At 39.7% G+C, this 12,934-nt stretch carries 14 protein-coding genes; 9 read left to right on the plus strand and 5 right to left on the minus strand.

The genetic code is table 11. The features are described from left to right. The first annotated feature begins 117 nt into the window (after positions 1 to 117). The 7 genes from C2M25_RS01830 (at position 118) to C2M25_RS01860 (ending at position 4,811) form a co-directional block, all read left to right on the plus strand. Positions 118 to 594, plus strand: coding sequence for a hypothetical protein (locus C2M25_RS01830; protein WP_105180244.1), 477 nt, complete (start codon positions 118 to 120; stop codon positions 592 to 594). A gap of 202 nt (positions 595 to 796) precedes the next feature. After that, positions 797 to 1,195 carry a hypothetical protein gene (locus C2M25_RS01835; protein WP_158679653.1) on the plus strand — a complete coding sequence of 133 codons (399 nt, stop codon included), beginning with the start codon at positions 797 to 799 and terminating at the stop codon, positions 1,193 to 1,195. Positions 1,196 to 1,318: 123 nt separating this feature from the next. Next, positions 1,319 to 1,663 carry a DUF6547 family protein gene (locus tag C2M25_RS01840; protein ID WP_325051019.1) on the plus strand — a complete coding sequence of 115 codons (345 nt, stop codon included), beginning with the start codon at positions 1,319 to 1,321 and terminating at the stop codon, positions 1,661 to 1,663. Positions 1,664 to 1,774: 111 nt separating this feature from the next. Continuing rightward, on the plus strand, positions 1,775 to 2,101 hold the full coding sequence (locus C2M25_RS01845; RefSeq protein WP_234003514.1) for a hypothetical protein: 327 nt from the start codon (positions 1,775 to 1,777) through the stop codon (positions 2,099 to 2,101). Positions 2,102 to 2,276: 175 nt separating this feature from the next. Next, complete coding sequence (locus C2M25_RS01850) at positions 2,277 to 2,522, plus strand: hypothetical protein (RefSeq protein ID WP_105180247.1); 246 nt, start codon at positions 2,277 to 2,279, stop codon at positions 2,520 to 2,522. Positions 2,523 to 2,643: 121 nt separating this feature from the next. After that, positions 2,644 to 3,264, plus strand: coding sequence for a DUF4304 domain-containing protein (locus tag C2M25_RS01855; RefSeq protein ID WP_158679654.1), 621 nt, complete (start codon positions 2,644 to 2,646; stop codon positions 3,262 to 3,264). 644 nt (positions 3,265 to 3,908) lie between these two features. Next, the gene (locus C2M25_RS01860) at positions 3,909 to 4,811 is read left to right on the plus strand and encodes an alpha/beta fold hydrolase (RefSeq protein WP_105180249.1); all 903 of its coding nucleotides are present in this window, start codon (positions 3,909 to 3,911) and stop codon (positions 4,809 to 4,811) included. On the opposite strand, the gene C2M25_RS01865 is transcribed toward C2M25_RS01860, so the two are convergent. The 3 genes from C2M25_RS01865 to C2M25_RS01875 all read right to left on the minus strand — a co-directional run bounded on the left by C2M25_RS01865 (position 4,744) and on the right by C2M25_RS01875 (position 9,413). Next, positions 4,744 to 6,228 carry a tetratricopeptide repeat-containing sulfotransferase family protein gene (locus tag C2M25_RS01865; protein ID WP_105180250.1) on the minus strand — a complete coding sequence of 495 codons (1,485 nt, stop codon included), beginning with the start codon at positions 6,226 to 6,228 and terminating at the stop codon, positions 4,744 to 4,746. The two genes, C2M25_RS01860 and C2M25_RS01865, sit on opposite strands and share 68 nt — an antisense overlap. Before the next feature lie 122 nt (positions 6,229 to 6,350). Continuing rightward, on the minus strand, positions 6,351 to 8,963 hold the full coding sequence (locus C2M25_RS01870; protein ID WP_105180251.1) for a TonB-dependent receptor plug domain-containing protein: 2,613 nt from the start codon (positions 8,961 to 8,963) through the stop codon (positions 6,351 to 6,353). A 297-nt stretch (positions 8,964 to 9,260) separates the two neighbouring features. After that, positions 9,261 to 9,413, minus strand: coding sequence for an oxidoreductase-like domain-containing protein (locus C2M25_RS01875; protein ID WP_082401749.1), 153 nt, complete (start codon positions 9,411 to 9,413; stop codon positions 9,261 to 9,263). Positions 9,414 to 9,519: 106 nt separating this feature from the next. Here C2M25_RS01875 and C2M25_RS01880 point away from each other — a divergent pair, with 106 nt between their 5' ends. Together C2M25_RS01880 and C2M25_RS01885 are read left to right on the plus strand one after the other, a co-directional pair. Continuing rightward, the gene (locus C2M25_RS01880) at positions 9,520 to 9,930 is read left to right on the plus strand and encodes a hypothetical protein (protein WP_105173788.1); all 411 of its coding nucleotides are present in this window, start codon (positions 9,520 to 9,522) and stop codon (positions 9,928 to 9,930) included. Between the two features lie 88 nt (positions 9,931 to 10,018). Beyond that, on the plus strand, positions 10,019 to 11,380 hold the full coding sequence (locus C2M25_RS01885) for a leucyl aminopeptidase family protein (protein WP_105180321.1): 1,362 nt from the start codon (positions 10,019 to 10,021) through the stop codon (positions 11,378 to 11,380). A 1-nt stretch (position 11,381) separates the two neighbouring features. Here the strand turns inward: C2M25_RS01885 and gloA2 are convergent, their stop codons facing one another. Together gloA2 and C2M25_RS01895 are read right to left on the minus strand one after the other, a co-directional pair. Next, a complete protein-coding gene (gloA2, locus tag C2M25_RS01890; protein ID WP_105180252.1) occupies positions 11,382 to 11,768 on the minus strand; it encodes an SMU1112c/YaeR family gloxylase I-like metalloprotein in 387 nt (128 codons plus the stop codon). A 70-nt stretch (positions 11,769 to 11,838) separates the two neighbouring features. After that, on the minus strand, positions 11,839 to 12,912 hold the full coding sequence (locus C2M25_RS01895; RefSeq protein WP_105173422.1) for a ketoacyl-ACP synthase III: 1,074 nt from the start codon (positions 12,910 to 12,912) through the stop codon (positions 11,839 to 11,841). Positions 12,913 to 12,934: the final 22 nt, after the last annotated feature.

The raw sequence follows: 12,934 nt of genomic DNA on the forward strand, positions 1-12,934 counted from the left end.
TAGTTATTTGACAAACTAATTATGGCTCTGGCTTTTAGCTAACCCACGAAAATGCGGAGGCTAGCACCTCGTGGGGAGTCATTATGTCTATACGTATCGAAGGATCGGTTTAGTAATATGAAATACTATTCAATTTTTTTGATTCTACTTTCAATTGTTGGCTGTAAATCTACTCGAAATACAATCGAATACACTGACCCTGGTTTTTATCTTCAACCAGTCTTAAAAATGAAAGTAGTACCTACTTTTTCAAACCCTGTTATCTATGAGGTTACTAGGCACAAACCCTATCAGTTAATAACTACAACTTATGAGGGCGCTGGGGGTTATGACTGGAAAGGTATTAAATCAAAGAAAAGTATTGAATTAACAGAAGAACAGTACTCAAATTTAGTTAGTAAGTTAGAGAAAACACTGGTGTTTCCGAAAGATAAAACTCGGGGAATGGATGGAGATACTTGGATGCTAGAAAGCTCTTTGTATCAATACACTGCCGTAGCATATTGGGAGCCAGAATATCAAACAGATAAACGTGGGCTTGAAGATTTTGTAAGATTAAAAAGTTACCTTGAACAACTAAGCAGCGATAAATAGGTGTAAAATACGTATAACAAACAGTTTAAAAGCGGACAAAATTCAGTTGGCTGGTTTCGCTCCGCTTCACATTGTAGCCAACCAAATTTTGCCTTTTAACTGAGGCGTTAGGTTGCTAAGGAAGATGTTGCTAAATCATTGGACTCACGAACGGAAGCAAATCGAATTCAACCCTGAAACAGGTCGAGCGAAAACGATACCCATGAGTAATGGCAAGAATACGGATGAGCCTTGCGTGGGGTTTGCTCATTGCGAAAAACGAATTTTTGGCTCTAAAGTAAACTTTGCAATCTACAGAGAAAACGACAACATTAAATTTTCCGCTGGTAATAAAAATTGGAATACAGGCAGTTCCGGAATAGAGTTTAAACATTTGCAGCCCTTTCCATTCATTTCAAAGTTTCAAATTATTGAAGACGGTGTTTGTATATTTAGTATTGTGTATTCTCATTTAGGTAGGGCGTTGTATTCGATTATTGATGTTACTTACGATCAGATTGATAGAGATGCAGACTTTTACTTGGAATTCGTTGCAGAAAACATACTAGATAAAGATTGGCGTGCAATGGTTCTGGAAAAATGGGATTCAATCGCAACCTAACAAGCGCATTAATGAATGGACGTCTAACGCTTGGCTGACGCTCGTTCCTCGATAATTTTAGCCAAGTATTATCCGCCCATTATGCGGGCGTTATAACTCTCTTTAGGAATGCGTGTGGATTCAATGGACGAATACAAATCATTGATTGATGGATTAGTTGAACGAAGTAGTTCAACCAAAGCTGAATGGGTTAAGAATGGCCAGTTTCCAAATACGACAGAAAATGAAGCGATCAATAAAGTTCTATCAAGTTTATCCTCTGAGCAGAAGAATGTTATTGCGGCATTAATAAACAATGCTAAATCGAGTGGGATTCATGATACTTTGGCATATTTAAGTGAGCTTCAAAATTTAAATAATCTCAAAATATCAATCAACCAAGAAGAGTTACCGATAGAGCCTTTTGGTACAGAGTTAAATTTTGACTATGCGGCTAGACAATCTGGGGACGAGTGGCCAGAGTTATAACAAGTTAATTAAACAATGGACGCAAAATAGCAGGCTTGCGCTTATTCTTCGCTTAGTTTAGCCTGCTATTTTTCGCCGTTTATTAAAGCGTTATATGCCTAAGAGAGTTATATGAATATTGCTATTTTTGTAGTTTCATTTGTGGTCTATGTTTGGCTCTGCTTGGGTATCGTAAAGTTCCATAAACATTTAGCAGATAAACTTAAACTGGTTAATCGTCGTAGTTTGTTAAACGTGTTTAGCCAATATATTTTGTTTCTGTTGTTTATCGTTACCTACATTCCGTTTAGTATATTCTTCCCAGCATGGTTAAATGGAAAACTTGGCATAGTGCAAGAGTCCCCAAATGTAACAGCTATTTTCATTTTGTTGGGATGTTTAACACTAGCAATTACTATGTGGCTAGGTTATAAAAAAACTAAGCAGGCGAATTGGTAATCGGCATATAACAAAGCAAATTAAAAAGTGCGCACAAAAAACTAGTTGGCTTTGTTCGTACCTTACAAATTTTTAGCCAACTAATTTTTGCCGTTTATTTGCGGCGTTATATACCTCTATGAGTCCACGAGTTGTAATTAAGCACCTTATCCTAATTTTGATTGCTGGAATTTGTATGAGCTATTTGCTGGAGCATATGCTGGCACTTGAGGATCGACAACCTTTGCCGTTCTATCAGCATGTTGGCTATTCGATGCTTTTCGCTATTCCTCCCCTACTGCTTGGCGCGCCATGCTCAGTCGGGTTGTATCACTTTAAAAAGACACGAAAATTATTGTTATGGGAGGTCGTGTGGGGACTTTACGTAACAATGTTTTTAGCACTGGGCTTATTGTTTTTGGGTGTTTATCTTTTTTACTAGTTGGTATATAACAAACTGTTTAAAGTGGACAAAATTACGTTGGCTTGGTTTCGCTCCGCTCCACATTTTAGCCAACAAAATTTTGCCCATTAACAGGGCGTTATACGGCATAGGAAATATCGTGAAGTCGGATAGTTCAAAGAAAATCGATGAAGTTATTTCTGAAGGTACAAAGCAATACCTAAAAGAAAATGGATTCAGAAAAACAGGAAGATGTTTCTACAAAAGTGGAGATATCTTTATATATGTAATCGATTTCCAATCATCACAATATAATGATCCTACAAGTGCCAAGTTCACTATTAACGTGAATGTTGTTTTTCCATATTTCCATGAAAAATGGACGAATACCCCTTTACCTAAAAATCCAAGTAAGGCGGCTGCTGTAATTTCTAGGAGAGTGGGGCATCTAATGAACGATAACGGTGACTCTTGGTGGGAGGTTAGCTCTGAGACAAATGCACAAGAGCTAGGGATGGATATTAGGAAGATTCTTAGTTCATCGGCACTGCCATTCTTACTAGAAATCGATAGCGTAAATAAAGTCTTGGAATTAGTCAGGAACGGTGAAAAGCCAGCATTCAGTATGTATAACCCAGATATCATTACTGCGATTATGCATAAATATAATGGTAATAAAGATCTTGCTCGTAAGGTTTTAGGCGAATTGCGTGCAAAGAATAAGGTAAAGAATTTTACAAAAACAATCGAGTTGATAAGCGAGCATCTAGAATGCTCTTAATGCCGTATAACCAGCAGCAACGGACTGTCAAACCTGTCACTCAAATTGCTGCGCAATTACGTGCCAGCTTTGTCAGCCGCTGTGCTGGGCGTTATATGCCATGAAACTATTTGCGTTAATTTTGAGTATTCTATCATTTTCAACTTTTGCTGAGGTTAACTTAGTAAAAGTTGATAAGTCAGAAAATAATCGTTGCTGGTTAGTAAAGGAAATACCAAGCTTTAATAGCTTAAAGATATTATTAAACCTAAATTATGTCTAATAAAGTAAGCAATAACTCATATATTGCCTACTTTATTATGCATCATGGTTGCTAGAACTTATAACTGAAGCCGACGGAAAATGTTTTTTGGTTAGGCATGCCCTCGCGTTTAGTTTCGGTTTTCCATACATCAAATTTTGTCTCTTTATCTATAAGACCATCAGACCCGAAACCATCAAACATTTAGCCAAAGGCTCGTGCAAGTCGAACTTCTAACTTCAATGAATAATGGCTCTGCATTGGTGTTACTATTTTATCAAAATCTCATCGTGCCTGAGATTCTCATTTTGAGTGGCAATCGCCAGGCAAAACTTGCTTTGCTGAATAGACTGGCGTAACTTAACACTGGTACGATGAGTCTATAAGAATAAAAAGGTCAAACGTGACGATTAAACAAGAATCGGTGTTTATTAAACTCGCCGAAAGCCAAACCTTACATTTACGCCGTATCAGTAAGACTGATGCGAAAGGCCCTGCGGTGTTTTTTATGCATGGTGCCGTTGAAAATGGCAAAATCTTTTACACCCACAGCAATAAAGGTTTAGCACCATTTTTAGCTGAGCATGGCTATGTTTGCTATGTGGCTGATTTACGCGGTCGTGGTGAAAGTAAACCTGCGATTTCAAAGCATGCAAAGTATGGTCAAACCGAGGCTATTTTAGAAGATATACCCGCATTTTTAGATAAAATTAAGCAGCTTGAAGGCGAGCCTGCGCGTTATTGGGTGGCGCACTCATGGGGTGGGGTGTTAATGAACAGTGTGTTTGCCCGTTTTCCTGAGTTGATTGATGATGTTAAAGCCTGCGGCTATTTTGGTTCTAAACGGTCTTTGTATAACCATCATCCAAGCAAGTATATTCAAGGTAATTTAATTTGGTATGGTTTGGCGCCATTAGTTGCCCGTAAGCATGGTTTTGTGCCTGCTAAAAAACTGAAATGGGGCAGTGATGATGAAACCCGTAAATCACATTATCAAAGTATGCAGTGGGCTAAGCGTAAACCTTGGGTCGATACTGACGATGGCTTTGATTACGCCAACACATTAGCTGATAAGGCACTTCCACCCATTATGCATGTGGCGGGTGTTAAAGATAAAGCCCTATGCCAGCCGATTGATATTGAAAAATTTATGGAAGAGTCCGGCATCGGTAAGCAAACGATGACCATTTATGGCCGTAAGTTTGGCCATAAGGTCGATTATGATCACATTAATATGCTTACTCACCCACAGGCGCGTTATGATCAGTTTGTTGACTTGTTGAACTGGTTTGAGACTCACGCATAAGCGTGTGCATTGCGCTCTCGTAGCGTTTGTATTTCTCTAATGCTTTATCACTTAACGGCTGTCTTACAGCCGTTTTGCTGAGCGTTGCCACCGGTTTTTTTGACTTATAAAAATCTAAGAACTGTGTGTTGTACTCAATGTTTAAGAACTTACACAGGGCTGTCAGTGTTTGTTCGCTGTCACTGATAAGTGCTTCATAGCTTAAATCAAAAATCGCTTCTGGCATCACATTTTGCCAATGGTCCATTAACTGCTGATACAAATCAAAGTACTGTTTAAACTCTGGGAGTGAACAAAAATAAGGTTCGTTTTCAGCAAAATAATTGCTAAACACAGACCAAGCAATTGCATCATACTTTCGCTGCATATTAATAAACTTGGCGTTAGGAAAGAGTAAGTAAATTAATCCGAGTGACTGATAGTTAGCAGGCAGCTTATTGATCATAAAGGGGCGTACAACTGGCGCTTGTTTTATTCGTTCAATATAAATATTGCGGGCATTGTTAATTAGCCCTTGGTTTAGCTCTGCTAAGCAATCTGGGTAGGGGAGTTGCGTTTGTTGTTCAAGGTATGCAACAACCTGATTACTGATACTGGCATCTTCGCCAAGGCTGGCAAAGTCATTGTGGCTTGTCAGCATTTGCTCTACAAGCGTTGAGCCACTTCTTGGCATGCCAATTATAAAAAAGGGGGTAATTGTGCCGTTGAATGTTTTGTCTCTGGCATCAATTAGCTCAGCTGTATTTTGCTCTATGATGCGCTGATAAAAAGGCATTAAGTCACGGGTTTTAAACTGCGTGAGTTTTGTTTGTAGCTTATTAGCAAGGCTGAAGTAGTTAAAAGCTTGTTCTGTATCATTTAACTGATCATAGCTTTTACCCAGTGCATAATAACACACCATTTTTAAGCGCAGATTATTGGTTAAAGTTAAAAACTGGTGTAGCTCATTTATGTAATTTTGTTCGTTGTTAAAACGCCCAAACTGCACTAACTCAAATAAAATGTATGCTTTTACAGGGTAATTTCCCATACCAAGGGCATGTTTTAAAATATTGTAGGCTTTGTCTAACTCACCATAGGTTAAATAATGCTGGGCAAGATAGTAATGTGGCTCAGGGTTATGGCTGGCAATTGACTTTGCATATTCGAGTACGGTTAAGGCATCTTGTGGCGAATGCACGCCATTAAAAGCATCGGCAAGGGCATGGAGTGGTTCAAGCATGTGAGGTAGTCGTTCACAGGCTCTTTGTAGAAGGTAAACCGCTGCATCATAACGCTCTAAACGCAGGGCAATGCGACCTAATCCAAATAACGCTTCGCCATTTTCAGGATCTGAATCGAGAATGGTTTTAAAATGAAATTCGGCCTCTTTAAGCTTGTTTTCATTCAGTAATTGATTCGCTTTTTCCAGTAACATAAACTTTGAAACGCAAATTTGAGGTGTTAATTTAATGTGTGTGGTGGATTGATGTTAAAGTATATAAGCCAATGAAGATAACTCCTCATTGGCTTACCATTACAAATTTTTACTACTAAATATTAAAATTTATAACTCGCTTTCACGTAGTAAAATCCACCATTGTAGTCAAATGGACCACTTTCGTAGTATTTACCACCGACGATACCTCGTGACCCATATGAGCCATCACTAGATACTTCTTGAAGCTTTTCAGCCTCAGTATCGAAGATATTATTTGCGCCTACAGATAGTGTAATTGAATCAGTTGCATAGTAGCTCAATTCAGCGTCGAAGGTAACTGCAGAACTCCCTGTTTTAGACCAACCATAGGTGTCACCAATATCTGGCTCATCTGCATGTGTTGCAAAATACTCACCAAAGTAGTTTGTTCGAACAAACATACTGAATGTTTCCCAGTCTTGTGCAAATGTAAATGTTGCACGATGTTCTGGCATGCCTTGTTCAAGACGTTTAACTTTGAAGTCAGAAGTATATAAGCCTGCATTGTCAACTTCAGTACTGTTGTAGTTGTATGCTAAAGAAAGTTTAGTGTCGCCACCGAACAGTTCCATTGTGTAGTTTGCTACAACATCAGCACCTTGTGTATGTGTGTCGAAGTCATTTGCAAAGAAGGTGATTGAACCTCCAAGTAACAATTCAGGGTTTGGATACTGACCTTGTAAGGCATCTACATCATTTTGGTCAATAAATAATTTATCTGTTTGTGCTATGCGATCTTCTACTTTAATGTCATATAAATCGACAGTTAGGAAAAAGTCGCCACTTTGATAAACACCACCAATAGCAAAACTTTTTGACTCTTCTGGAGTGAGCTCTACACCACCTTTTTGAGCTGATACTGGGTGCGTAGGTGGATATGTTGCTGATTGGATTAATTCACCATTAACAAGAGAAGTTTGGGTATTTACTACATTAGCTTGTCCAACTGTTGGAGCACGGAAACCTGTTGAATGAGATGCGCGAAGTGAAAACTCATCTGTTAGAGAATATTGAGCTGTTACTTTATAGTTTAAGGTATCTCCGAATGTTGAGAAGTCCTCATACCGAAGTGCAGCGCCAACTAAGAAATCTTCAGTTAAGTATGTTTCAACATCTAGATATGCAGCGATACTTTGACGTTTGCTTATACCTTGAGATTCAGGTGAAAATCCTGCGAAACCATGAGAACCTACACTAAAACCTTGTTCTGCTAAAGGTCCTTGTTGCCAAGAAACCTGTTCACCTGAAATAATTTCAAAGCTTTCTTGTCTCCATTCAGCACCAAAAGCGACGTTTACCATATCGTCTAAACCAACATCATATGCTTTTGATATATCAAGATTGAATGCTTTTTCAAGCTGAATATACGAGCCAGCTTCAAAACTATTATCAGTAGGTTGGTTAGCTCCTAACGATGGGTTTACAGTGTTAACTAGGGTGTAGGTTGATTTGTTACGGCCAACCGAGCCACTGAAATCATAATAAGCGCCATCTAAAAAACCATTTTTAAACTCGCCTTTAGTACCCATTGTTAACGAGGTATCATTTATCTCACCAGTGAAAAGAGGAGTATAGCCGCCAGGGAACAATTCGTTGAAAGCCCAGCAGTTATCATTATTAGCTACATTATCTATATAATCTTGTTGAGTTAAAACATTACCAGAAGTGATTGGAATGTTTGGGCAGGCATCACTATTACCATCCATAGCACCTACTAACAGATTACCGTCACCATCGGTGTAAACACCGCCTCTATTTTGTGGGTTACGATAATAATAGCCTCCTGTTGCCGTTCTATCTGAATAGTTACCGAACATATAGAAGCTCTTTCCATCGCCTAATTCTAATCCAACATTAGCAAACAATGTTAGATCATCATCAATCTCGGGATTACCCCAAGTTTGTGCAGGATCATTAACTGATGTATTACCTGCAGCGATTAATGCTGCTGCATCTGGGCGCTGTAAAGTACGGCTTGTTGCATCTGCTGTTTTATATTGAAAAGATAAATTTGCAAAACCTTCGTCAGTAAATGGTAGGCCAACATTGCCATCTATTACTGTTTGATCGCCATCACCTTCGTAATATTCTCCTTGGCGCACAGAGAAAGAACCACCTTCAGAGGCATCTTTTAGTACAAAATTCATTACACCTGCGATTGCATCAGAGCCGTACTGCGCTGCAGCGCCATCTCTAAGAACCTCAACTTGCTTCAATGCAACTGAAGGGATCACTGAAATATCTGGACCTTGTGCACCATCGTTTACGCCGCCGCCTTGAAAAGCAATTACGGACGCTCGATGTCTTCGCTTGCCATTAAGTAGGATAAGAGTTGAATCAGAAGATAAACCCCTTAAGTTAACTGGACGAATAAACGATGCTGCATCTGAAATAGGCTGCTGACGAACATTAAATGATGGAACTGATGCTTGAAGCATATCTAACATATCAGTAGAACCATTCTTGCTAAGTTCATCGCCACTAACTATATCAATCGGTACAGGTGAATCGCCGATTGAACGTGGTGCTGAACGAGTACCTACCACGGCAATTTTTTCTACATTTTTATTAACTTTAGTTTCTTCTGCTGCTTGCTCTGCAGCAACAACTGAACCCGACACAAACAGGCCTGCTGTTGTTGTCGCTAAAGCAAATTTAATTGCTTGTTGTAGCGCATTATTTTTGAATTTCATTCCGACTTCCCCAGTTAGAATATTTATGATTATGTCACCAAAGCTAATCAAAAAACTTGGTGTAAATCTTTTATACAGCCTGTAAATTTATTTTGCAAATTGTTAATACGATGTTGTTTTTGGCTTTTTAATTTGCAAGTTATTATTGTTTTTTTAATTATGTGCATGAAATTGCAGGGGATAAATTATTCTTGTTTTTTCTTTTATGTGTAAGAAAGTATATAAAATATCCAAAAATATTTTAAAAAAGGAATTTTTTGATTGGTTTTTGAGCGGAATTGGATTTGGAACGGTCTATTAGGCTTGTTGCGGAATGTTGTTTAATTGCCATTGTTTTAATTTTTCTCGGTATTCATCCCACACACATGGGCAACAACTACCACCACCACAACATTCATCTGGGGCCGGCTTTTGGGGTTTTGGCTCAGCCTGTTGTATAGGTGTGTTCATTTTTAATACTGAAAAATAATTACGAATAGTGTATGAAGAATAAAACAAAAACTAATATAAGTAAATTATGCTTTGTGAACTTCGCATGCTGTGTGAAAATAGCCAAATGCGATTATACAAAGTTATTCATCGAGCCCCATTCAGAGTGGCTAAAATTACCAAAAAGCGTCAGACCCTACGTTTCAAGCGCGCTATGGTAGCACTTAAAATCGCACTTGCCCAAGAAAAGCAAGAAACAAAAGAGATGCTTCATATCTATAGGCGATACACTCAAGGCTTAGCTACTAAAGAAGAGTTACATACAGCCAATGAGCAGTTTTTAGATATTTTAAAAGGGCTCGGTTTAGGTGTCTTTGCTGTATTGCCATTTTCACCTATCACCATTCCTTTAGTTGTTAAACTAGGGCAATGGGTCGGTGTTGATGTTTTACCTAGTTCGTTCAATATGAACCGCTCAATTAAAGAGCTTGATCAACAAGTCGAAAAAGAAGAAAAAGAGAAGCAAAACAAACACTGATTTGGTTTTGCTTATCTGATTTTGCCTATACCTTTTGTACCAAGTTATTGGTATGCTTAATTACCTTTTCTTTATATCGAGTCGTTTAATGAGTTCATTAATTCGCCATTCTTCTACGGGAATTCCCCTGTCATTTATTGCTAAAGCTGACCTAGCAACGTGGTTAACCAAGCAACCACAAGCTTTACAAAACTGGCTAACAAATTGTGATTTTAAAAACAAAGGCATCGCGCTAGTTGCAGATAGTGAATCAGGTTCGCTTGAGCATGTTTATTGTTTAGTTAATGATTTACAGGACTTTTGGTTAGCGGGTGACTTATCGACAAAACTGCCAGCGGGTTGCTACCAAATTCAAGGTGATGATAGTTTTGTCGAACAGGTTGCACTTGGTTTTGTACTAGGTGGTTATGAGTTTAGTGAATATAAAGAAAAACCATCGCCTCGTGCCACACTTGCTATTCAAGACGAATCTTTAGTTAAGCGTTTATCGCAGCATGCAAGTGCGATTAATTTAGTCCGTGATCTAGTTAATACGCCTGCTGCAGATATGATGCCGCAACATCTTTCTCAAGTGATGGCAGATTTAGCAGACACCTTTGATGGTGAGTTTAGCGAGTGGGTTGGTGATGAATTATTAGAGCAAAACTACCCAACGATCCACATGGTTGGTCGCGCATCTGAGAATAAACCGCGTTTACTTGATTTACGTTGGGGTGCAAAAGATGCTCCGCAGATCACCCTAGTAGGTAAGGGTGTGTGCTTTGATTCTGGTGGTTTAGATTTAAAACCAAGCTCAGGCATGCGCAACATGAAAAAAGACATGGGCGGTGCTGCGCATGTTATTGGCCTTGCACAGTTAATTATGGCTGCCAACTTACCAATTCGTTTACGAGTACTAGTACCTGCAGTTGAAAATGCGGTTTCTCGTAATGCATTTAGACCCGGTGATGTGATCAAAACACGCAAAGGGATCACTGTAGAAATTGATAACACGGACGCTGAAGGTCGTTTAGTACTGTGCGATGCACTTGCTGAAGCGCAAAACGACAACCCAGAGCTGATTGTTGACTTTGCAACCCTAACAGGTGCTTGTCGTATCGCTTTAGGGACTGAATTGCCTGGCTTTTTCGCAAATGACCGAGATGTTGCGAACAAATTAATGGATGCCGGTGAAAGCTGTCATGATCCAATTTGGCAATTACCGTTATTTGATCAATACAAAGCATTATTAAAAAGCGACGTAGCTGACATTGCCAACTGTGCATCAAGCCCATTCGGTGGTGCAATCACTGCTGCGCTTTATTTAAAAGAGTTTGTCGAGCCAAACACGCCGTGGGTTCACTTTGATGTGATGGCTTGGAACTTACGTTCATTACCAGGTCGTCCTGCAGGGGGTGAAGCACTGGGTATTCGCGCCGTGTTTAACTACCTACAAGATCGCTTTCAATAATCTAGAGTTGGTAAAGCTCTAACGGTAAATCATCGGGATCGGCAAAAAACGTAAATTGCTTCCCGGTGATTTCATCCACTCTTATTTCTTCAACTGAAATACCTTGCTGCTCTAAATATTCCTTAGCGTTTGCAATGTCGGCAACTTTAAATGCTAAATGTCGAAGCCCTTGTGCCTCTGGATAGCTGGGTCTTTGTGGCGCTCCGGGAAACGAAAACAATTCTAATTGGCTACCATCAGGAAGTGCTAAATCTAATTTATACGAGTCACGTTCAGCGCGGTATAGCTCGTGAATAATCGGCAGTTTTAATACTTCAGTATAAAAATGCTTTGACTTGTCGTAATTACTACAGATGATTGCAGCGTGATGGATGCCTAATAATTCCATGGTCGATTCCTTTTATGCTCATAAAAAAACGCGGACTAAGCCGCGCTTTTCTATAAATGAATGCAGCTTTTTATTCTGCCGCTTTACATGCCGCAACAGCCGGTGCAACAAGTTCAAGACCTGTTTTATCACACTCAGGTAGAGCTGCATCAGATACCGCAATTGGTGTCACGCGCTCGCCCCATTTAATGTAACTTGCCGCCCACGTTAAGCCTGCACCAAATGCCGCTGACATAATGTTTGAGTTTGGCTTGATAAGCCCTTGCTCAACAGCTTCACAAATTGCAATCGCAATTGTCGCAGCAGATGTATTACCGTAATCGGCAATGTTCACCATGACTTTTTCGTCAGCTACTTTCAAGCGTTGCTGAATAGCTTGGATAATACGTAAGTTTGCTTGGTGAGGAACTAATACGTCAATATCATCAAGCTGTAATTGTGCTTGGTTTAGCACGTCATCACAGGCTTCACTCATACCTTTAACAGCACGCTTGAAGATTTCACGACCTTCGAATAACAAGTTAGACGGGCCAATTGGCTCGTATTTATTTAAATCACTACCAAAGTTTTCGATGTGTAATATATCGCGATCTTCACTGTCACAGCCAGTTTTAGTTGCAAGTAAACCAGATGGCGTATCTGAGGCTTCTAATACAACGGCACCAGCACCATCACCAAATAATACAGCACTGTCGCGGCGCGCCCAGTTGATGTACCACGTCATGCGCTCAGCAGCAATAACGACTGCTTTTTTGATCATACCCGCACGAATTTGCGCTGTGGCTGCTTGTAATGCATATAAAAAGCCTGAACATGCAGCGTTAGTATCCATTGCTGCTGCGCCTACCGCACCAATATTTTTTTGCACTAGAGACGCTGTATTTGCCACCATTGTTGATGGAGTACAAGTTGCAAGGATCACAAGATCAATGTCTTTGCCATCAACGCCCGCGCAGGCAAGGGCATGTTTTGCAGCAACCGTAGCTAAGTCGGCAGTAGAAACATGGCTGACACGGCGAGATTTGATGCCTGTACGTGTGGTGATCCATTCATCGTTGGTATCAACAATATTGCTAATTTCATCGTTGCTGATGCTTGCTGGTGGTATACATTTACCCCAGCCAGTAATTTGGGCATAAGACATAATGTGTTCTCTTTATGTGGTC

The organism is Pseudoalteromonas sp. T1lg21, from assembly GCF_002964625.1.
GTDB lineage: Bacteria > Pseudomonadota > Gammaproteobacteria > Enterobacterales > Alteromonadaceae > Pseudoalteromonas > Pseudoalteromonas gelatinilytica.

Coding starts and splice junctions, on each gene's coding strand:
- C2M25_RS01830 (WP_105180244.1), top strand. CDS start 118: ATGAAATACTATTCAATTTTTTTGATTCTACTTTCAATTGTTGGCTGT.
- C2M25_RS01835 (WP_158679653.1), top strand. CDS start 797: ATGAGTAATGGCAAGAATACGGATGAGCCTTGCGTGGGGTTTGCTCAT.
- C2M25_RS01840 (WP_325051019.1), top strand. CDS start 1,319: ATGGACGAATACAAATCATTGATTGATGGATTAGTTGAACGAAGTAGT.
- C2M25_RS01845 (WP_234003514.1), top strand. CDS start 1,775: ATGAATATTGCTATTTTTGTAGTTTCATTTGTGGTCTATGTTTGGCTC.
- C2M25_RS01850 (WP_105180247.1), top strand. CDS start 2,277: ATGAGCTATTTGCTGGAGCATATGCTGGCACTTGAGGATCGACAACCT.
- C2M25_RS01865 (WP_105180250.1), bottom strand. CDS start 6,228: ATGTTACTGGAAAAAGCGAATCAATTACTGAATGAAAACAAGCTTAAA.
- C2M25_RS01870 (WP_105180251.1), bottom strand. CDS start 8,963: ATGAAATTCAAAAATAATGCGCTACAACAAGCAATTAAATTTGCTTTA.
- C2M25_RS01875 (WP_082401749.1), bottom strand. CDS start 9,413: ATGAACACACCTATACAACAGGCTGAGCCAAAACCCCAAAAGCCGGCC.
- C2M25_RS01880 (WP_105173788.1), top strand. CDS start 9,520: ATGCGATTATACAAAGTTATTCATCGAGCCCCATTCAGAGTGGCTAAA.
- C2M25_RS01885 (WP_105180321.1), top strand. CDS start 10,019: ATGAGTTCATTAATTCGCCATTCTTCTACGGGAATTCCCCTGTCATTT.
- gloA2 (WP_105180252.1), bottom strand. CDS start 11,768: ATGGAATTATTAGGCATCCATCACGCTGCAATCATCTGTAGTAATTAC.
- C2M25_RS01895 (WP_105173422.1), bottom strand. CDS start 12,912: ATGTCTTATGCCCAAATTACTGGCTGGGGTAAATGTATACCACCAGCA.